17 protein-coding genes are annotated in these 19,049 nt (G+C 66.0%); 7 read left to right on the top strand and 10 right to left on the bottom strand.

Annotation, left to right across the window (positions count from 1 at the left end; all coding sequences use genetic code 11):
* Window positions 1-113: 113 nt before the first annotated feature.
* Together RMR04_RS20170 and RMR04_RS20175 are read right to left on the bottom strand one after the other, a co-directional pair.
* The gene (locus tag RMR04_RS20170; RefSeq protein ID WP_311910135.1) at window positions 114-377 is read right to left on the bottom strand and encodes a hypothetical protein; all 264 of its coding nucleotides are present in this window, start codon (window positions 375-377) and stop codon (window positions 114-116) included.
* Between the two features lie 59 nt (window positions 378-436).
* A complete protein-coding gene (locus tag RMR04_RS20175) occupies window positions 437-2,836 on the bottom strand; it encodes a DNA translocase FtsK (RefSeq protein ID WP_311910136.1) in 2,400 nt (799 codons plus the stop codon).
* A gap of 1,185 nt (window positions 2,837-4,021) precedes the next feature.
* Here RMR04_RS20175 and RMR04_RS20180 point away from each other — a divergent pair.
* Both RMR04_RS20180 and RMR04_RS20185 read left to right on the top strand, forming a co-directional pair.
* Entirely contained in the window at window positions 4,022-4,786 is a 765-nt protein-coding gene (locus tag RMR04_RS20180) for an SDR family NAD(P)-dependent oxidoreductase (protein ID WP_311910137.1), read from the top strand.
* A 166-nt stretch (window positions 4,787-4,952) separates the two neighbouring features.
* Complete coding sequence (locus RMR04_RS20185) at window positions 4,953-5,675, top strand: L,D-transpeptidase (RefSeq protein ID WP_311910138.1); 723 nt, start codon at window positions 4,953-4,955, stop codon at window positions 5,673-5,675.
* Between the two features lie 166 nt (window positions 5,676-5,841).
* Here the strand turns inward: RMR04_RS20185 and RMR04_RS20190 are convergent, their stop codons facing one another.
* A complete protein-coding gene (locus RMR04_RS20190) occupies window positions 5,842-6,300 on the bottom strand; it encodes a MarR family winged helix-turn-helix transcriptional regulator (protein WP_311910139.1) in 459 nt (152 codons plus the stop codon).
* A 64-nt stretch (window positions 6,301-6,364) separates the two neighbouring features.
* On the opposite strand from RMR04_RS20190, the gene RMR04_RS20195 reads away from it, so the two are divergent.
* Window positions 6,365-6,841 (top strand): cupin domain-containing protein, encoded by a 477-nt coding sequence (locus tag RMR04_RS20195; protein WP_311910141.1) that lies wholly within the window; start codon window positions 6,365-6,367, stop codon window positions 6,839-6,841.
* Window positions 6,842-6,899: 58 nt separating this feature from the next.
* Here the strand turns inward: RMR04_RS20195 and RMR04_RS20200 are convergent, their stop codons facing one another.
* From RMR04_RS20200 to RMR04_RS20210, 3 genes are read right to left on the bottom strand one after another with little or no spacing between them, the layout of a single operon-like run.
* Entirely contained in the window at window positions 6,900-7,817 is a 918-nt protein-coding gene (locus RMR04_RS20200) for an ABC transporter permease (RefSeq protein ID WP_311910142.1), read from the bottom strand.
* Window positions 7,814-8,782, bottom strand: coding sequence for an ABC transporter permease (locus RMR04_RS20205; RefSeq protein ID WP_311910143.1), 969 nt, complete (start codon window positions 8,780-8,782; stop codon window positions 7,814-7,816). Before RMR04_RS20205 ends, RMR04_RS20200 begins: the two co-directional genes overlap by 4 nt.
* Before the next feature lie 10 nt (window positions 8,783-8,792).
* Window positions 8,793-10,370 (bottom strand): AMP-binding protein, encoded by a 1,578-nt coding sequence (locus tag RMR04_RS20210; RefSeq protein ID WP_311910145.1) that lies wholly within the window; start codon window positions 10,368-10,370, stop codon window positions 8,793-8,795.
* Window positions 10,371-10,533: 163 nt separating this feature from the next.
* Here RMR04_RS20210 and RMR04_RS20215 point away from each other — a divergent pair, with 163 nt between their 5' ends.
* From RMR04_RS20215 to RMR04_RS20225, 3 genes are all read left to right on the top strand, one after another.
* Complete coding sequence (locus tag RMR04_RS20215) at window positions 10,534-11,310, top strand: enoyl-CoA hydratase/isomerase family protein (RefSeq protein ID WP_311910146.1); 777 nt, start codon at window positions 10,534-10,536, stop codon at window positions 11,308-11,310.
* A 487-nt stretch (window positions 11,311-11,797) separates the two neighbouring features.
* Complete coding sequence (locus tag RMR04_RS20220; protein ID WP_311910147.1) at window positions 11,798-13,342, top strand: AMP-binding protein; 1,545 nt, start codon at window positions 11,798-11,800, stop codon at window positions 13,340-13,342.
* Between the two features lie 70 nt (window positions 13,343-13,412).
* On the top strand, window positions 13,413-14,246 hold the full coding sequence (locus tag RMR04_RS20225) for an IclR family transcriptional regulator (RefSeq protein ID WP_311910148.1): 834 nt from the start codon (window positions 13,413-13,415) through the stop codon (window positions 14,244-14,246).
* A 723-nt stretch (window positions 14,247-14,969) separates the two neighbouring features.
* Here the strand turns inward: RMR04_RS20225 and RMR04_RS20230 are convergent.
* Entirely contained in the window at window positions 14,970-15,305 is a 336-nt protein-coding gene (locus RMR04_RS20230; protein ID WP_311910149.1) for an endonuclease domain-containing protein, read from the bottom strand.
* Between the two features lie 455 nt (window positions 15,306-15,760).
* Between RMR04_RS20230 and RMR04_RS20235 the strand changes: the two genes are divergently transcribed.
* Entirely contained in the window at window positions 15,761-17,365 is a 1,605-nt protein-coding gene (locus RMR04_RS20235; protein WP_311910150.1) for an ABC transporter substrate-binding protein, read from the top strand.
* Window positions 17,366-17,481: 116 nt separating this feature from the next.
* Here RMR04_RS20235 and RMR04_RS20240 read toward each other — a convergent pair whose 3' ends face one another.
* Genes RMR04_RS20240 through RMR04_RS20250 form a run of 3 tightly spaced genes read right to left on the bottom strand, consistent with a single transcriptional unit; the run spans window position 17,482 to window position 18,946 of the window.
* On the bottom strand, window positions 17,482-18,135 hold the full coding sequence (locus RMR04_RS20240) for a glutathione S-transferase family protein (protein ID WP_311910151.1): 654 nt from the start codon (window positions 18,133-18,135) through the stop codon (window positions 17,482-17,484).
* Window positions 18,132-18,605 (bottom strand): SRPBCC family protein, encoded by a 474-nt coding sequence (locus tag RMR04_RS20245; protein WP_311910152.1) that lies wholly within the window; start codon window positions 18,603-18,605, stop codon window positions 18,132-18,134. Before RMR04_RS20245 ends, RMR04_RS20240 begins: the two co-directional genes overlap by 4 nt.
* Complete coding sequence (locus RMR04_RS20250; RefSeq protein ID WP_311910153.1) at window positions 18,602-18,946, bottom strand: ArsR/SmtB family transcription factor; 345 nt, start codon at window positions 18,944-18,946, stop codon at window positions 18,602-18,604. The genes RMR04_RS20245 and RMR04_RS20250 overlap by 4 nt, the downstream gene beginning before the upstream one ends.
* Window positions 18,947-19,049: the final 103 nt, after the last annotated feature.

Consider the following 19,049-nt stretch of genomic DNA (forward strand, 5'->3'; position numbering starts at 1 on the left):
TAGACAATCTCCTGGCACATGCTGTTCGTCCTCGGAAACGCGCCGTCATACTAGGCAAGCGGCCCTCGGGTCCGGGATGACGCCGATCGGAAACTGCGCTCGCTGCGGGCAACTCAGTCAGTGCGAACGTAAAGGGCTACGGCCCGCTCCGCTATCTCGCGGTTGCGGGCGAGATTACCGGTTAGATCCATTTGGGCCGTCACCACCCAATTCAGATATTCGGCGACTGCCTGGGAGGTCGTGCCAGCAGTCAGCATGCTGTGAAGGTGGCAGGCGTATGAATCATACTCATCTGCAGCCTCGGCAACATCCACCACGCCAATCGGGTCCCAGTCATTCAGGAGCAAGCTCTTAAGCTCTTCGAGTTCGGCTATCATTTGGAGATGACATACCTCTGCCTAACCAAGGACCACGCCCGTCAGGCCACGCTTACGGTTCAATCCTCGTCTTCTCTGGCGCGCCCGGTTTCGACCAGGATTTCGCGCTTGCCGGCATGGTTGGCGGGGCCGACGATGCCTTCGTTCTCCATCCGCTCCATGATCGAGGCGGCGCGGTTGTAGCCGATCTGGAGACGGCGCTGGATATAGGAGGTCGAGGCCTTCTTGTCGCGCAGCACCACCGCCACCGCCTGGTCGTAAGGGTCGTCACTCTCGGCCTGACCCATCGCGCTCTTGTCGAAGACCGCGCCGTCCTCGCCCTCGCCTGCGCCCTCCTCCTCCTCGGAGGTGACGGCCTCGAGATATTGCGGCCGGCCTTGCGTCTTCAGGTGGGCGACGACCTTCTCGACCTCGGCATCGCTGACGAAGGGGCCGTGGACGCGGGTGATGCGCCCTCCGCCGGCCATGTAGAGCATGTCGCCCTGGCCGAGCAGCTGCTCGGCGCCCTGCTCGCCAAGGATCGTGCGCGAGTCGATCTTGGAGGTGACCTGGAAGGAGATCCGGGTCGGGAAGTTCGCCTTGATCGTGCCGGTGATGACGTCGACCGAAGGACGCTGCGTCGCCAGCACGACATGGATGCCGGCCGCGCGCGCCATCTGGGCCAGCCGCTGGATCGTGCCCTCGATCTCCTTGCCCGCGACCATCATCAGATCGGCCATCTCGTCGACGATGACGACGATATAGGGCAGAGGCTCGAGGTCCATGACCTCCTCCTCATAGATCGCCTCGCCGGAATGCTTGTCGAAGCCGGTCTGCACGGTGCGGGTGATGACCTCGCCGGCCGCCTTCGCCTCGCCGACGCGGGCGTTGAAGCCGTCGATGTTGCGCACCGAGACCTTCGACATCTTCTTGTAGCGCTCCTCCATCTCGCGCACCGCCCATTTCAGCGCCACGACCGCCTTCTTCGGGTCGGTGACGACAGGGGTGAGCAGATGGGGAATGCCGTCATAGACGGAGAGTTCGAGCATTTTTGGATCGACCATGATCAGGCGGCACTCCTCCGGCTTCAGCCGGTAGAGCAGCGACAGGATCATGGTGTTGATCGCCACCGACTTGCCCGAGCCGGTGGTGCCGGCGACGAGCAGATGCGGCATGCGGGCGAGATCGACGATCACCGGCTCGCCGCCGATGGTTTTCCCTAAGCCCAGCGCGAGCTTGTGCTTGGAGCTCTCGAAATCCTGGCTCGCCAAAAGTTCGCGCAGGAAGACGGTCTCGCGCTTGGCGTTGGGCAGCTCGATGCCGATGGCGTTCTTGCCCTGGACCACGGCGACGCGGGCCGCGATCGCGCTCATCGAGCGGGCGATGTCGTCGGCCAGCGCAATCACCCGCGACGACTTCGTGCCAGGCGCAGGTTCAAGCTCGTAAAGCGTCACCACCGGGCCGGGACAGGCCTGGACGATTTCGCCACGGACGTTGAAATCCTCGAGCACGCCCTCGAGAAAGCCAGCGTTCTGCTGCAGGATTTCGGTGGGAACGGTGGCCTCGAAGGTCCGCGGCGGCTCGGCGAGAATCGTGATCGGCGGCAGCTCGAAGGCGGCCGACTGCACGGCCGGCGAAACCCTCTGCGCAACAAGGCGGGTGGGCACGCTGCGGGTTGGCTCAGCGCGCGAAGGCTCGACGCGAGACGGTTCGACGCGGGAGGGCTTGATGATGGAAGGCTCGATGCGAGAAGGCTTGTTTGCCTGCTCCGCCCCGGTTTCGCGGGTCTTGCGTGTGACGACTATCCCGCGGCTCGCCGCGGGGACGGCGGCGGCGGGTGAGACGTCCACGGCAGGCGGGACGGCAAGTGGGACGACAAGTGACGTGACAGGTGAAGGGGTCGCAGGCGCCCTACCCTGACCGGCATCGGACCATGACCGCGGCGACAGCTTGAGGCTGACAGTGTAGCTCTGGCTCGCGCTCGTCCAGCGCTCGCCAGGATCGGTTGCCGGCAGGCTTACGCGAACAGCCACGCCCTTGCGGGGCGCGATAGGGTCCGCCTCGGCGAGCCCGAAGGGCGCCATGCCTGCAATAGCGGGCTCGGTCTTGTCGGCAAGCCGCTCGGCCTCGACGTCCTGCGGACGGCTTTCCGGCAAAAGCTCCCAGAAGGCGTGGTCGGAGATCAAGGCGAAGGGCGTCGAGGCCGCGACATTATCGGCAGGGGCTGCATCATCCTGCACTGGAGCGGCATCATCCCGCACTGGGGCCGCAGCCGCTTCGGCCTCGCCATCATGGAGCGCGTAATCGGTGCCCGGCACCGCTGAGGGCAGCATCTCCGGCTCGGCCGGTTGCTTCAGCAGGCGGTCCGGCGTGCGCCAATAGCGCACTTCGCTGCGCTTCGACTGGCTCGGCTGCGATCGCGAAATCCCGGCCGGATTGTCGCCGCCGACGGATGCCGCGATCGCCGCAGGGCCGGGCAAGGCCCTGTTCGCTTGGGCCCCTTGCGCTTGGGCCCCGTGCAGTTGCCCCCCTGCGCTGGCGCCGGATTCAGGACCGGGTTTGCGCGCCTGAGCCTGTTGGGCACCGGAACAGCCGGCAAGGTCTTGATCCCGGTCTTGTCGCGCGCCTCGGAACCGAGGGGCCGATCGCTGCGGGGCGCCGGAAATCGGTCGGAAACGGCATCCTGCGCCAGGCTGTCAACGTCGAATTCAGGCATCGGATACCGCAGGTTTTGGAGATTTACTGACCGCCCACAGGCCTAGTCCGGCAGGGTTAAGAGGCTATAAATGTCTCCCGTTCCGAGAGCATTTTTGCGCGGGATAGAGACCGGTTCGCGTCATGAAATCGCGTAAAAACAAGGAGTTGGAGCATGCTGCCTTGGCAGAGAAACACGCCGACCGCCGAGCGGATGACGCACGGCGCGCGAGATGAAGCGAAGTACCGAATGAAGGGCGCGGGGAACCCCTCTCCCGCATCGAAGTCGGGTCTACCCGACTTCGACACTCCAAGTGCTGAACCCGGGTATACCCGGGTTCAGTGAGAGGGGCAGGGGTGAGGGTGTGCCCTTTTCAGTAGAAGGCGCTGCGGCTCCGTTGCGCCTCAATAATCAGCGGCGGGCCCTCATCCCTGCCCTTCTCCCACACGGGAGAAGGGTTCCCCGCGCCTGTCTCATTCGCCCCCGCCTGCTAAAAAGCCTGCGATGGACGGAGCTTTTCGATCCGGCGCTCGCGGCGAACTGGACAGTCGTGGGCTTGACCTGACCATCTCTGATTTCAGCTAGCTGGTCATGAGATTCTCGGGGCGCAAGCCCGAGAATGACGCTCTACGATTGATCCCGGATCGGCGCCGCTACGCTGCTTGTCCGGGATGACGGCGTGGTTCCGAGGATGAACCGCATGCCCCAGGAGAATGTCTGGAAACCTCCGAGCCCTCATCCTTCGCGACGCTGCTTCGCAGCTCCTCAGGGCGGGGGCTGAGCGAGTTCTCAAACGGTCTCTGAGATCCGGCGCCGCGACCTGCAATGATGCCGCGCCGGCGAGACCGGCCGGGCCGGGGCACGCCAACGCCGCCTGCACATGTCGGCACTGCATGCTGTCGGGGTTGAAACCAAGCCCCTCAGCGCCGCTATAAAGGCGCCGACACGCAATCAAGAAGGGCAGGCCCGCATGACCAAGGAATTCACCGGTAAGGAATTCACGGGCAAGCGCGTGATCGTGATGGGCGGCAGCCGTGGCATCGGACGCTCCATTGCGCTTGGGTTCGCGGCATCAGGCGCAGCCGTTTCGATCTGCGCGCGGGGCGCAGGACCGCTCGAAGCGACGCGCCGGGAGCTTGAGGCGCTCGGTGTCACCGCACATGCGGCGAGCGTCGACCTCGCCGATGCGAATGCGATCGAGGCCTATCTGCCTGAGGCGGTGCAGGCGCTGGGCGGGCTCGACGTCCTCGTCAACAACGCCTCGGGCTTTGGCCATTCCGATGACGAGGCGGGCTGGGCCGCCTCGCTCAATGTCGACATGATGGCGGTGGTCCGCGGCAGCCATGCGGCGATCCCCCATATGAAGCCGGGCTCGTCGATCGTGAACGTCTCGTCGATCTCGGCGCTGCGGGCCTCGTCGCGCTCGGCGCCTTACGGCGCCGTCAAGGCGGCCGTGATGCACTACACGGCGAGCCAGGCGAAGATGCTGTCGCGGCAGGGCATCCGGGTGAACTGCGTCGCGCCCGGTTCGATCGAATTTCCAGGCGGCACCTGGGAAGACCGCAAGACCTCCAACCCCGACCTTTACCAATCGACCCTGGCCAACATCCCCTTCGGCCGGATGGGCAAGCCCGAGGAGGTCGCCGAGGTCGTGCTCTTCCTCGCTTCCGCGAGAGCCAGCTGGGTCACCGCCCAGACCATCGTGGTCGATGGCGGGCAACTCGTCGGGCCCTGATCGCGGTTCATCGAGGATTAACTTCGGAGCGGTTCACTAGGCTTGCCAGCCGCGCGCCGTGACGGCAATCTCCGCCCGGCAAGACACTCTCCGCTCGGCAAGACGCTTAGTGGGCTATGCGCGACGATGCTCTCGTCGGGCAACAGGATATGGGACGACCAAGATCATGATCATGAATGGTGGGAATGCCGCCGCCGGCGAGGATGCCGGCAAGCTGGACGCGAGCGCTCGGCTTAAGCCTCAGGCGGGGCTTCTCGATCGCCGCGCCTTTCTGGCGGGCTCCGCTGCCGGTCTCAGCGCGCTCGGCCTCGCCGGCTGCGCCACGACCGACGGCATGAGCCTCGCCGAGGCGCAGAAGGTCTACGGGCCGGTGCCGGAGGAGAAATTCCCGATTCCGGCGGTCGATGTCAGCAAGGTCGATCCGAAATATTTCCGCCGCACCGTGCGCTACGAGACCAAGGAAGCGCCCGGCACGATCATCGTCGATCCCGGCAATTACTATGTCTACCGCATCGAGGAGGACGGCGCGGCCACCCGCTACGGCGCCAATGTCGGCCGCGACGGCTTCCGCTGGAACGGTGCGGCTTATGTCGGGCGCAAGTCCGAATGGGCGACCTGGACCCCGCCCAAGGAGATGATCAAGCGCCAGCCCGAGGCCGCGCAATATGCCCGCGGCATGCCCGGCGGGCTCGACAACCCGCTCGGCGCCCGCACGCTCCATCTCTACCAGAACGGCGCCTACACGCTCTACACGATCTATGCCTCGAGCGACCCGGAAACGATCGGCTCGGGCATCACCAGCGGCTGTGTCGGCCTGCTCAGCCAGGACATGATCCATCTCTATGACCGCACGCCGGTGAAGACGAAGGTCGTCGTCCTGCCGGCGTAAGGCAACTGGTCGGGCCGCATACCGGAGCAGGACGTCCCGGCCGAGACGATCCGCAGCGATCGAAAACCGGCATAGCTGGTCTCACCAGCTTGTCGTTGTCACAGGGCGTGTCAGGACAAGCCGCGCCAGCGGCGCCGATCCTGGGCTCCCTTCGCTCGGAGACACGCTAGCGAGCCAGCGGACTATCCCAGACGAGAAACAGCAGCGCCTTGAGCTGGGCGAAACGCTCCGGCCCCAGTTCGGCGCTCCACTCGCGCTCGATGTCGCGCAAGATGTCGACCATCTTGGCGAACACGGCGTGCCCGCGTTCGGTAAAATAGACCAGACGCGCGCCGCCCTCTCCTTGAACGTCGGACCGGGTGATATAGCCGAACCCCTCGAGGCTCCCCAGCAGCTGGTTGATGGCCTGCTTGCTCATGCCGGCGCGCTCGGCGAGCGTAACCGGGCGAACCTTGTCCGGCCCGGGAAACTGCAGGACCGCCATATGCGGCAGGCGCAGCTCGTCGAAACCGGCAGCGTTGAGCTCCTTGATGAGCCGGCGCTGGATCGCCTGCGCCGGAACGCGCAGCAGCGCGCCGATCAGCATGTCCTCGGTCTTCATCGGCACACTTTCGGAATAAGGCATTGACTTCTGGTAAACGGAGTTTACCGTTGTCTGGTAAATGTAATTTACCTGGAGAGGTCGGACAATGCCTCAGTCAGTCATAGACCCTCACGTCAATCCTGCCGACGAGACCATCACCAGCACGGGGCTCGCGGTTCGCTTCCTGTTGGCCGGAGATCACTCGAACGGCAGCATTGCGGCCTTTGAGCTGATGGTCCCGGCCGCGCAGCGCCTGCCCGCTCCCGCGCACAGCCATGACCATTACGAAGAGACGATCTACGGCCTGGACGGCGTGGTGACCTGGACCGTCGACGGCAAACAGATCGATGTCGGGCCGGGACAAGCCTTGTGCATTCCGCGCGGCGCCGTTCATCGCTTCGACAACAACGGCAGCCAGGACGCGAAGATGCTCTGCGTGATCACGCCGGCCGCGATCGGTCCAGAGTATTTTCGCGAGGTGTTTGCGGCCGTCGACGCCGCAGCCGGTGGCCCGCCGGACCGGGCCAGGATGGCGGAGATCATGCGCCGTCACGGTCTGACGCCGGCAGCGCCCCCAACATAGAGGCCGGTGAGCCGCCCTGCCCTTTCAGTCGACCTGCCGCTTCAGTCGACTTGCCCCGTCAATCGACTTGCCGGCGCGGGTTGAGCACGTCGCGCAGATGGTCGCCGATCAGGTTGATCGCGACCACGGTCGCGAGCAAGGCGAGGCCGGGATAGAAGCTGATCCAGAACTTGCCCGACAGCATGTACTGGTAGCCATTGGCGATCAGCATGCCCAGGCTCGGCTCGGTCACGGGCACGCCGAGGCCGAGGAAGGAGAGCGTCGCCTCCAGCGCGATGGCGCGCGCGATCTGCACGGTGGCGATCACCATCAGCGGCGGCAGGCAGTTCGGCAGCAGGTGGCGCCACAGGATGCGCATCGGCCGCGCGCCCATGGCGCGAGCCGCCTCGATATACTCCTTGCGGCTTTCGATCAGCGCGCTGGCGCGGGCGGTGCGGGCATAGACCGCCCATTCCACGATGACGAGCGCGAGCACGACATTGGCGATGCCCTTACCGAGGAAGGCGAGGATCATCAGCGCGATCAGGATCGTCGGAAAGGAGAGCTGCAGATCGACGAGCCGCATCAGCGCGGTCTCGATGCGACCGCCGGCATAGGCGGCAAACAGGCCAAGCGTCGTGCCGACCGCCGCCGCCAGCAGGGCCGATGCGATGCCGACGAAGAGCGAGATCCGCAGGCCGTAGAGAATGGCCGAGAGCATGTCGCGGCCCTGGTCGTCGCTGCCCAGCCAAAAGGTCATGCCGGTGCCCGAGATCGCGCCCGGCGGCAGGCGCCCGTCCAGGATGTCGAGCTGCATCAGGTCGTAAGGGTTCTGCGGCGAGATCCAGGGCGCCAGAAGTGCGGCGAGCACGATCGCCGCGAAGGCGACGAGGCCGGCCATGGCGAGACGCGACGAAGCGAAGGCGCGCAGGAAGCGGCGCAGCGGCGTCGCGCGCGGCGGGCTCGCAATCTCTGCGCTTGAGGCCGGCGCGGTCATCGGCCGATCCTCACGCGCGGATCGAGCGCTGTGTAGAGGCAGTCGACGAGGAGGTTGATGATCACGAACATCAACACGATGATCATGAGATAGGCGACGATCATCGGCCGATCCAACACATGGATGCTGTCGATGATCAGCTTGCCCATGCCGGGCCAGGCGAAGATCGTCTCCGTGACCACGGAAAAGGCGATCACCGAACCGAATTCGAGCCCAATGATCGTGACGACCGGGATCATGATGTTCTTCAGCAGGTGCCGGAAGATGACCCGGCCCTCGGGCAGGCCCTTGGCGCGGGCCGTGCGGATGAAGTCCTGGGGCACGACCTCGCGGGTCTCGGCCCGCACCAGCCGCATCACCAGCGAGATCTTGAACAGCGCCAAGTTGAGCGCCGGCAGCACGAGATGCTGCAGACCGTCGAGCGTCAGGAAGGACCAGCCGATGCCGAGGAACACCCGGGTCTCGCCGCGCCCGCCCGAGGGCAGCCAGCCGAGCTGCACCGCAAAGACCATGATCAGCAGCAGGCCGACCCAGAAGCCCGGCAGGGAAAAGCCGAGGATCGAGCCGGTCATGATCACCCGCGCCAGCGGCGCATTCGGCTTGAGCCCGGCATAGAGACCCAGCGGAATACCGATGAAGGTCGCCAGCAGCATGGCGCAGACGGCGAGTTCAAGCGTCGCCGGCATACGCTGCAGGATGATCTTCAGGGCGGGCTCGTTATAGACGAAGCTGCGGCCGAGATCGCCATGCAGCGCCCCGTTCAGGAAGGACAGATACTGCGCCCAGAGCGGGCGATCGAGCCCGAAGGCGGTGATCGCGCGCAGCCGCTCGGCCTGATCGGCATCGGGCGAGATCAGCACCGCGACGGGGTCGCCGATGACGCTGATGCCGATGAAGACGATCACCGTCATCGCCAGCATGACGAACCCGGCCTGGAGCAGGCGCTGAAGGAACCATCCGGCCATCGTTCCCCCGCTACCTGCCGAGCTTCGAGCCGGCGCCTTCGCGGTCGAAGCACGCGGCGACGCTGCGGCTCAGCTCGCTTTTCCGGATGCGCTGCGTCGGCGTCTTCGGGAATTCGTCGATGCCTTCGATATAGCGCGGAATCTGGAAATAGGGCAGCCGCTGCTCGCACCAGGCGACGAGGCCGGCCGGATCGAGCGCGCGACCGGGCGCGGGCCGGATGAAGAGCTTGAGGTCGTCGTCGCCCATCTCGCTGGGCACGCCGATCAGCGCGCATTCCTCGATCTCGTCATGGGTCAGGACGACGCGTTCGACCTCCCAGGCCGAGATGTTGACGCCGCGCCGCCTGACGCTGTCCTTCTTGCGCCCGCAATAATACAGGAAGCCGTCCTCGTCGCGGCGAGCAAGGTCGCCGGTCGAGAACCAGCCATCCCTGACCAGCGCCTCGCCGGCCTCCTCCATGCGGAAATAGCCCTTGAAGGCGAGGCCGGGCTCGCGCGGCAACACCACGATCTCGCCGGGCTCGCCGACCGCGACCTCGGCGCCCGCCTCGTCGAGCAGGCGCACCTCGTAGAAGGGCAAGGGCCTGCCGCAGGAGCCGAGCCGGCCTTCGGGATTGATCGTGACGAAGGTCGTCATCTCCGAGAGGCCGTAGCCCTCATAGAGCGAGACGCCGAAGCGCTCCTCGAAAGCGCGCCAGACATCGAGCGGGCAGCCGCCGCCCCAGGCCATCCGGACCTTGTGCTCGCGGTCGCGTGGGCTTGCCGGCTGCTTCAGGAGCAGCGGCAGCACGCCGCCGAGATAATGGATATGGGTGACGTCGAAGCGGCGCACCTGCTCCCAGAATTGCGAGGCGCTGAACTTCTCGACCATGGCGAGCGTGATCGGCTGCATCAGCGCCGCGATCAGCACCGCGACGCCGGCGCCGTGATGCAGCGGCTCCCAGAGCAGGAAGACGTCGCCGGCTCCCGCGCCGGTCAAGGCGAGCGTGCCCATCGGCCCGGCGCGCAGGCTGCGGTCGGTCTTGAGCACGCCTTTCGGCTCGCCGGTGGTGCCGGAACTCGGGGTAATCGCGATGATGTCGTCGGCCGCGACCGTCACCGGCGGCGGCAAGGGGCTGCCACGCTCTTGCAGGCTGGCGAGGCTTTGCGCGCCCTCGCCGCCGCGCCAGAACACCGCAAGCTCCGGCAACCGCCCCAGGACCGGCACGAGCGGCTCGGCATAGGCCGCATCGGCGATCAGCGCATGCGGCTCGAAACGGTCGAAGACGAAATCGAGCGCCGCACCCTTGAGATGGGTGTTGACGGGAATGCGCAGCAGCCCGGCCTTGGCCAGCGCGAAGATGACGATGATGTGCTCGGGATGGCTCGGCAGCATCACCGCGACGCGGTCGCCCTGTTTCAGCCCGGTCGCGAGCAGCGCATTGGCGAGGCGGTTGATGGCCGCGTCGAGCCGGCCGATCGTCCAGCTCTCATCCCCGAAGCGGCAATAGACATGGTCCGGGTCGCCGGCGGCGCGCCGGTCCCAGAGCTGGCTGATGGTGATCTCGTCTGTCTGCATGTCGTTGATCTGCATGTCTTGGATCTGCATGAGGCGGCCCGCGCGGTCATTATCGATATACAATAACTGTAATTGAATATTGATATTCACTCGCGCCCCTGTCAAGCGGCCGGCCGTCCCGGCCGCGGTTGACAGGCTGCCGAGCCACTCATAATAATGATTATTATATAGCAATATCTACGGAGCAAGCGCCATGGCCGATATCGAGCGCGAGCGTCGCGGGGGCATTGCCATCGTCACGATCAATCGCCCCGCCAAACGCAACGCCCTGAACGCCGCGGCCTGGCAGGCGCTCGGCGACAGCTTCATTGCGCTGCGGTCGGACCCCGCGATCCGCGCCATTATCCTGACCGGGCGTGGCGGCGCATTCTGCGCCGGCGACGAGATCGGCGCCTTTGCCGCGGTTCGCGATGATCCCCCGGCGCGGCAGGCCTATTGGGATGCGATCATGGCCTGCTATGCCGCCGTCTCCGCCTCATCGGTGCCGGTGATCGCGGCGGTCAGCGGGCCTTGCGTCGGCGGCGGCTGCACGCTGGCGCTGCGGGCCGATTTCCGGCTCGCCGACGCGACCGCCCGCTTCGGCGTGCCGCCGGCCAAGCTCGGGCTGGTCTACCCGGCCGACTCCACCCAGCTTCTCGCCGCCACGGCCGGCGTCGGCATGGCCAGGCGCATGCTCTATACCGGCGAGCTCATCGATGCGCCCGCGGCCCTCGCCTGCGGCCTGGTCTCGGAGGTGGTCGCGGGCGATGTCGTCGAGGCGGCGCTACGCCTGGCCGAACCGATCATCGCCAATGCGCCGATCTCGATCCGGGCCGCCAAGCTCGCCTGCGATGCGATGCTGCAGGGAAGGCTTCCCGAGGTCGCAGCCGAGATCGCGGCGCTGTCCGACCTGGCCGACCGCAGCGCCGACTACCGCGAAGGCTCGCTCGCCTTCGCGCAGAAGCGCAAGCCGGTTTTTACGGGCAGCTGAGGGGGCGCTTGGACATGCCGCGCAGATCTGAAATCCGAGGCGCGTCATGGTCGGGCTTGACCCGACCATCTCGTAAACCAGCGCACTCTGGTCGGAAGATTCTCGGGGCACGAGCCCACGACTGTCCGGTTCGCCGTGAGCACCCGATCGAAAAGTCCTGTTCATTGACGGCTTTCCAGTGGGCAAGGTCGAATGAGACAGGCGCGGGAACCCCTCTCCCGGATGGGAGAGGGGTAGGGGTGAGGGTGTGCCCTTTCAATAGAAGGCGCTGCGGCTCCGTTGCGCCCCAACAATCAGCGGCGGGCCCTCATCCCTGCCCTTCTCCCACACGGGAGAAGGGTTCCCCGCGCCCTTCATCCGGTACTTCGCTTCATCTCGCTCGCGAGAAGCTCTTGATATCGCTCGTTTCATCTCAGGTCAGCTTCACGGGATGCGGGACGGAATTTCTAGACGGGCTCCGAGCCCTGCGGAACAGGAAGACGACGCCATGTCTGCCACCACCATGCCCGCCATCACCGTGCCCGCCATCACCGTGCCCGACGACGCCAATGTGTATTCCGCCCTGGTCGCCCCAGTGCGCGACACCGGGCGCATCTTCATGGAAAACGCCGACGGGCGCGTCATCCGCTTTGGCGAGGTGGCCAGCATCACCGCCCGCTATGCCGGCCTACTGGCGCGCGAGGGGGTGGGCAAGGGTGATTTCGTCGCCGGCATCCTCGAGAAATCGCCCGAGGCGGTGCTGCTCTATCTCGCGGCCTGCCGGCTCGGCGCAGTCTATGTGCCCGTGCATATCGGGCTGACCGATGCCGAGATCAGCCATATCCTCGGCGATGCCAGGCCCAAGCTCGTGGTCTGCGACCCGATGCGGGAGAACGTCGTCCGCGCCGCCGGCTGCAAGGCCCTCACCCTCGACGCCGGCGGGACCGGCACGCTGATTGACCGCAGCGAAACCTTGCCGGCCGAGCACGCGCTCGCGAGCGTCGCGCCCTCCGATCCCAATGCCATGGTCTATACCTCCGGCACGACCGGGCGGCCGAAAGGCGCGCTGCTCTCGGCGGGCTCGGTGATCTGGAATGCGCGTTCGCTCGCCGCCTGCTGGGGCATCACGCAGGCCGACACGCTGCTTCACGCCAATCCGATGGCCTATGGCCTGTTCGGCACGACGACGCCGGCGCTGGCGGGCGGGGCCGCGATGATCCTGCTGCCGAAATTCGAGGCCGAGAGCGTGCTGGCCGCGCTGCCGCGCGCGACGATCTTTGCGGGCGTGCCGACCTATTACGCCAGGCTGATGGCCGATGCGCGCTTCGACCGGGCGCTCTGCGCCGGGATGCGCCTGTTCGTGACCGGCTCGGCGCCGATGCGGCCCGACGCCTTCGCGGCCTTCACCGAGCGCAGCGGCCATCGCCTGCTCGACCGCTACGGCCTAACGGAAGTTCTGATCGCGACCTCGAACCGGCCCGACTCCAGCCGCCGGCCCGACACCTCCGGCCTGCCCCTGCCCGGCTCGGCGATCCGCATCGTCGACGAGCAAAGCGAGCTCGTGCCGGCGGGAAGCGTCGGCATGATCGAACTGCGCCAGCCCTACCCGTTCCTCGGCTATTGGCAGGATCCGGACAAGACGGCGCAGGCTTTCCGCAACGGCTGGTTTCGAACCGGCGATTTCGGCCGGCTCGATGAGCAGGGCTATGTCAGCGTGCTCGGGCGCGGTGCCGATCTGATCATCTCGGGCGGGCTCAATGTCTATCCCCGCGAGGTCGAGGCCGCCGTCAATGCGCTCGACGGCGTCATCGAGAGCGCCGTCATCGGCGTGCCCCATGCCGATTTCGGCGAGGCGGTGCTGGCGGTAGTGCAGCTCGCGAGCGGGACGGAGGGTTTCGATACGAGCGCCGCGATCGTCACGCTCAAGCGCTCGCTGGCCGGATACAAGGTGCCCAAGCGCATCGAGCTGGTTGCCGAGATGCCGCGCAACACGCTCGGGAAGATCCAGAAAAACCTGCTCAAGCAGCGCTTTGGGGGCGCATTCCGGGGCTAAATCGCCGGGTTTTAGCAGGCGCACAAAGATGCTAACCCTGCCCCTCATCGACAGGAAAGCCTGAAGGCGCATGCCGGACGCAACGACGAACCCAAGCACGGCCTTGCCGCGCGGCGATGCCGGCCCGGCCGCAGGCGAGATCGATGAGCGCCTCTTCGTCGCCTCGGTCGGCAAGGCGATGAAGGTGCTGGAGACCTTCGACAAGACCACGGCGACCTTGAGCCTCTCCGACATCGCCATCCGCACCGGGCTTGGCCGCAGTGCCTCGCAGCGCTTCATCTACACGCTCGAACGGCTCGGCTATCTCGACCGGGACGAGCAGACCAAGCGCTATACGCTCGCCAAAAAGGTCTTCCGCTTCGCCCAGAGCGCGGTCTCCTCGAACCTGGCGCTCGACGCCGCCTATCCTGCCATGCGCGAGCTGGCGGAGCGCACGCGCGAGACGATCTCCTGGGTCGAGGTCGACCGCGCCGACATCGTCATCATCGCCACCATCGCCAGCACGCATATCTCCTCGATCAACCTGCCGGTCGGCACCCGCTTCCCGGCGCTGTCCTCCTCCTCGGGCCAGGTGCTGCTTGGGCATTCCGCCCCCGCCCATATCGAGAAGGTCTGGAACGCCTCGCATGACTCGGTGCCGTCGCGCACCCAGGCCAAGACCGCAGCCGAGATGATGCGGCTGCTCGAGGCGGTGAAGGCCGCCGGCTTCGCCGTGACCGAGAAGAACATGGAGCAGGGCTCGATCTCGGTCTCGGCCGCCGTGCATGACCGGGCCGGCCGCGCCGTCGGCGCGATCAATCTCTCGACCCTGACCACGCGCTTCGAGCGCCAGGCGGCCATCGCGCAGCTCGCCCCGCTGGTGGCGGCAGCCGCAGCCCGCGCGACCGAGACGCTGATCTCCTGAGGGCTTTCGGGCGCTTGCCTGCCGTTCAGCCCAGGAACCACCGCATCATCCCTGACACGCGGCCCACGACTGTCCGGTTCGCCGCGAGCGCCGATCGAAAAGCTCCGATTATTGAAGGCTTTCCAGTAGGCGGGAGCGAATGAGACAAGCGCGGGGAACCCCTCTCCCGGATGGGAGAGGGGCAGGGGTGAGGGTGTGCCCTTGCAGTAGAAGGCGCTGCGGCTCCGTTGCGCCTCAATAATCAGCGGCGGGCCCTCATCCCTGCCCTTCTCACTGAACTCGGGCCTGCCCGAGTTCAGCACCCAAAGTATCAAAGTCGGCAACAGCCGACTTTGATGCGGGAGAAGGGTTCCCCGCGCCCTTCATCCGGCACTTCGCTTCATCTCGCCGCGAGGGAGAGCTGGGCATGATCCCCTCAGGGGCCAAAACCCCAACCGGACAGCGGTGGGCTTGCCTCGAGAATCTCATGACCAGAGCGCTCTGGTCAGGAGATTCTCAGGCCACAAGCCCACCGTGGCCCGGTTCGCCGAGAGCGCCCGCTCGAAAAGCTACGTTCATTGAAGGCTTTCCAGTGGGCGGTGACGAATGAGACAGGCGCGGGGAACCCCTCTCCCGGATGGGAGAGGGGCAGGGGTGAGGGTGTGCCGCTGATTGTTGGCGCGCGACTGCACCGCGGCGCCTTTTTGGTTTGGGCGCGGGCCCTCATCGGGGAGGAGAACCCGGTCAGCCCGCAGCCTTACGGATCGCTGCCACGACTGCGTCGCGCTCATCGCGAACCTGCGCATTGCTGAAACGCAGGAGGGTGAACCCGTGGTGCTCAATCTCCTGCGTGCGGGCCACATCGTAGTCGCGTTCCCAATCATGCTGCCGGCCATCGATCTCGACGATCAGCCTGCGCTCCACGCAGAGGAAATCCACGGTGTAGCCGAGCAGCGGCACCTGCCGGCGGAACTTGAGGCCGTCGAGACGTCGGTTGCGCAGCAGGCCCCAGACGATGTCCTCGGGCTCGGTTGCCTGCGCGCGCAGGCGTCTGGCGAAGCGGCGTTGCTCGGTCGTCATGGCTGTGATGATGGACCGGCAAAAAGGTGCGGGGAACCCTGCTCCCGCATCGAAGCCGAGCCCACCCGACTTCGACACTTTGGGTGCTGAACTCCGGCAAGCCCGAGTTCGGTGAGACAGGCGCGGGAACCCCTCTCCCGCATCGAAGTCGGGTCTACCCGACTTCGACACTCCTCTCACTGAACCCGGGTATACCCGGGTTCAGTGAGAGGAGTAGGGGTGAGGGTGTGCCCTTTCAATAGAAGGCGCTGCGGCTCCGCTGCGCCTCAATAGTCAGCGGCGGGCCCTCATCCCTGCCCTTCTCCCACACGGGAGAAGGGTTCCCCGAGCCCTTCATTCGGCACCTCGCTTCATTTCGCCCGCGCGGGAGAGCCCCTCCCCCGCCCCGCCTTGACAGCCCCCAAAAATTGTCTTCAAATATCAGTTATTGACATACAATAATAAAGGGGATGGCCATGGCTTCTTCTCTGACGCGGTGGATGCCGCTGCGGGCCGGCGCTCTGGCCGTTGCGATGGGCGTCGCTTCGCTCGCCGCCGTTCCGGCCCAGGCGGAGAAGCTGACCATCGGGCTTGGCGGCTCCGTCAATTCGCTCGATCCGCATTTCTACTCGACCACCCCCAACAACCTCGTCGCCTTCCACATCTTCGACCGGCTGGTCGACCGCCTGGCCGATGGCAAGCTCGCGCCGGGGCTGGCGACGGCCTGGCGCGCGGTCTCGCCGACGGTCTGGGAGTTCACCCTGCGCGAGGGCGTCACCTGGCATGACGGCAAGCCGTTCACCGCCGACGATGTCGCCTTCACGCTGAAGCGGGCGCTCGACGTGCCCAATAATCTCGGCGGCTTTGCCGGCATCATCCGGCCGATCACCAGTGTCGAGGTGGCGGGCCCGCTGCTGATCCGCCTGACCACGGCGACGCCGATCCCCAATCTGCCGAGCGACCTGACGCGGCTTGCCATCGTCTCGCGCCATGCCGGGCAGGACGCGACCACGGCCGATTACAACAGCGGCAAGGCCGCGATCGGCACCGGCCCGTTCAAGTTCTCGGCCTATCAGCCGGGCGAGCGCATCGAGCTCGTTGCCAATGACGCGTGGTGGGGCAAGAAGCCCGCCTGGACGAGCGTGACGCTGCGGCTGATCCCCAATGTCGCGGTGCGCACCGCGGCGCTTTTGGCGGGCGATATCGACGTCATCGACCAGCCCTCGGCCAGCGACCTGCCGCGCCTGCAATCCTCCGACAAGGTCAAGGTCGCCGAGATCGCCGGCATGCGCGTCAACTATGTCGTGCCTATGATCCAGCCGGCGCCCGACGCGCCCGCGGTGCTGGACAAGAAGGGGGTGAAGATCGAGCCCTCGCCATTGACCAAGCAGAAGGTGCGCGAGGCGCTCTCATTGGCGATCAACCGCGCCGGCATCACCGAGCGCGTGGTGCTGGGCACGGCGACCCCGACCGGCCAGTGGCTGCCCGCCGGCATCCCCGGCTACGACGCCAAGACGCCGGTCCCGGCCTATGACGTGCAGAAGGCCAAGGCGCTCCTCACCGAAGCCGGCTTCCCCGACGGCTTCAGGCTGACGCTCTCGACCGCCAATGACCGCACGCCCTACAGCGTCGAGGTCGCCCAGGCGCTGGCGCAGATGTGGAGCCGCATCGGCGTCGAGGTCGCGATCGACGCGATGCCCTTCAGCGTCTACTCCACGCGCGGCGCCAAGAGCCAGTTCTCCGCCTATCTCGGCAGCTGGAGCAATAACTCGATGGAGGGCACCGGCCTGCTGCGCGACCTGCTCGCGACCCGCAGCCAGCAGACCGGCTGGGGCCTCTATAACTGGGCGCAGTATTCAAACCCCGCGCTCGACGCGCTCACCACCGCGGCGATCAGCGAAGTCGACGAGGCCAAGCGCGACAAGCTGGTGCTGGACGCGGTCAAGCTCGTCTCCAGCGACGTCGCGATCATCCCGCTCTATCATTTCAAGAACATCTGGGCGACGCGCGCCACGCTGCGCTACGACCCCAGGATCGACGAGCTGACGCTGGCGACGGATGTGCACAAGGCGGGGAAGTGAGTGGGGGCGGACGCGCTCTGCGACGGCGCCTAGGTCCTTGTTTTGACGCGTTTTCTCCGCGCAAACGCTTCGCGTTTGTCGCGGGAGAACCGGTGTCCACTTCGCTCGAAAACGCTCTAATCCCGATCCGGGGCGCCGAGCGGGAAGTAGTGGCGGAAGCGCCGCGCCTCCTCGACCGCGCGGGCGAAGGACGGCCGTTGCAGCAGGCGCGCGCGATAGGCCAGGAGATGGCCGTAATGCGCAGGGATCCGATAGGTCCAGTCGGCATAGAACAGCGAAGGCGCGGCGGCGCAGTCGGCTAGGGTGAAGCTCTCGCCCACCGCCCAGCTGCGCCCCTGCATGCGCTGGTCGAGCCAAGCATAGCTGGTGTCCAGCATCTTGCGCGCCTCCTCGACACCGTAGGGATCGCGGCTTTCGGGCGGGCGTAGCGCGTCATGGACGAACTTGCCCTGGGGCGTCATGACGTAATTGTCGAAGAAGCGGTCGAGCATGCGCGCCTCGAGGGCGAGGTCGGGATCCTCGGGGATCAGCTTCACCGGCCCTGGATAATGCAGCTCAAGGTATTCTATGACGATGGAGGCCTCCAGCACGACGCGGCCGTCGTCGCGCAGGATCGGGAAGCGCTTCATCGGCCACAGCGATGCGAGCTCCTCGCCCACGCCAGCGTCCTCCAGCATCCGGTAGGTGAACGGGATCTCGTTTTCGTAGAAGGCGATGAGCGCCTTCTGGCAATAGGACGAGAACGGATGGGCGAAGAGTTCGATGGTCATGAGAAGGCCCTCGGTTCGCGCCCCTCGATGACCGCGACCAGATTGTCGATATGCCAGGTCGTGCCGTGCTCGCGCCCCTGCACCGCCTCGACGCCGCCGGTCAGATAGGAGCCCTGTTCGGTGTGGATCAGCCGGGTCCTACCACCCTCGCCCCTGAGTTCGAGCGTCAGCAGCGACACCGACAGCTTATCGCCGTTGTGGAACATGTCGTAGACGAGGATGATCCGCTCATTCTCGACGATGTCGTGATAGGTCGCCTGGAAATCGGTGGTCATGCCGCTGGGCCAACGGGCGTGAAAGCGTTCCTTGCCGCCGACGCGGAAGTCGAAGTCGCGATTCAGGGTTTCGATGTCCGAGGGCGCCTTGAACCAGGCGCTCTTGGCCTCGAGGCTGCCATAGGCCGCAAAGACCCGTGCGGGCGAGGCATTCAGGACGCGCTCGATGGTAAATGTGGCGTTGGTGACGGTCATTTGTCCTCCTCTGGAGCGGTTTGGGCCAGATAGGCCTCCAGTTGATCGTATTGCTGTTCCCAGAAGCGCTTGCGCTCGGCGATCCAGCCTTCGACCTGGGTCATGGCCCTGAGCTCCAGGCTGCAGGTGCGGACGCGGCCGATCTTCTCGCTCTTCACCAGCCCCGCTTCCTCCAGAACCTTCAGGTGCTGGACCACGGCCGACAGGGTCATCGGCAGGGGCCTGGCGAGCTCGCTGACGGAGGCCGGACCAAGACACAGCCGCTCGACCATGGCGCGGCGTCCGGGATCGGACAGGGCCTGGAAGGCGAGGTCGAGCGGCTTGGTTTGATACTGTAGCATTTGCTTAAGTGTTGACCTGAAAGACATCGGAGTCAACCGGCTTCCTCGTTTAGCCTTTCGCACGACTTGGCATGGTAGCCGCGCTGGAACTCTTACGCGCGAC

The sequence above is a fragment of the Bosea sp. 685 genome (genome assembly GCF_031884435.1).
In the GTDB taxonomy this organism is placed as follows: domain Bacteria; phylum Pseudomonadota; class Alphaproteobacteria; order Rhizobiales; family Beijerinckiaceae; genus Allobosea.

Bases quoted from the DNA above. Each gene is read 5' to 3' on its own strand.
- RMR04_RS20170 (WP_311910135.1), bottom strand. From the start codon at position 377: ATGATAGCCGAACTCGAAGAGCTTAAGAGCTTGCTCCTGAATGACTGG.
- RMR04_RS20180 (WP_311910137.1), top strand. From the start codon at position 4,022: ATGACCAAGGAATTCACCGGTAAGGAATTCACGGGCAAGCGCGTGATC.
- RMR04_RS20185 (WP_311910138.1), top strand. From the start codon at position 4,953: ATGATCATGAATGGTGGGAATGCCGCCGCCGGCGAGGATGCCGGCAAG.
- RMR04_RS20190 (WP_311910139.1), bottom strand. From the start codon at position 6,300: ATGCCTTATTCCGAAAGTGTGCCGATGAAGACCGAGGACATGCTGATC.
- RMR04_RS20195 (WP_311910141.1), top strand. From the start codon at position 6,365: ATGCCTCAGTCAGTCATAGACCCTCACGTCAATCCTGCCGACGAGACC.
- RMR04_RS20200 (WP_311910142.1), bottom strand. From the start codon at position 7,817: ATGACCGCGCCGGCCTCAAGCGCAGAGATTGCGAGCCCGCCGCGCGCG.
- RMR04_RS20205 (WP_311910143.1), bottom strand. From the start codon at position 8,782: ATGGCCGGATGGTTCCTTCAGCGCCTGCTCCAGGCCGGGTTCGTCATG.
- RMR04_RS20210 (WP_311910145.1), bottom strand. From the start codon at position 10,370: ATGCAGATCCAAGACATGCAGATCAACGACATGCAGACAGACGAGATC.
- RMR04_RS20215 (WP_311910146.1), top strand. From the start codon at position 10,534: ATGGCCGATATCGAGCGCGAGCGTCGCGGGGGCATTGCCATCGTCACG.
- RMR04_RS20220 (WP_311910147.1), top strand. From the start codon at position 11,798: ATGTCTGCCACCACCATGCCCGCCATCACCGTGCCCGCCATCACCGTG.
- RMR04_RS20225 (WP_311910148.1), top strand. From the start codon at position 13,413: ATGCCGGACGCAACGACGAACCCAAGCACGGCCTTGCCGCGCGGCGAT.
- RMR04_RS20230 (WP_311910149.1), bottom strand. From the start codon at position 15,305: ATGACGACCGAGCAACGCCGCTTCGCCAGACGCCTGCGCGCGCAGGCA.
- RMR04_RS20235 (WP_311910150.1), top strand. From the start codon at position 15,761: ATGGCTTCTTCTCTGACGCGGTGGATGCCGCTGCGGGCCGGCGCTCTG.
- RMR04_RS20240 (WP_311910151.1), bottom strand. From the start codon at position 18,135: ATGACCATCGAACTCTTCGCCCATCCGTTCTCGTCCTATTGCCAGAAG.
- RMR04_RS20245 (WP_311910152.1), bottom strand. From the start codon at position 18,605: ATGACCGTCACCAACGCCACATTTACCATCGAGCGCGTCCTGAATGCC.
- RMR04_RS20250 (WP_311910153.1), bottom strand. From the start codon at position 18,946: ATGCTACAGTATCAAACCAAGCCGCTCGACCTCGCCTTCCAGGCCCTG.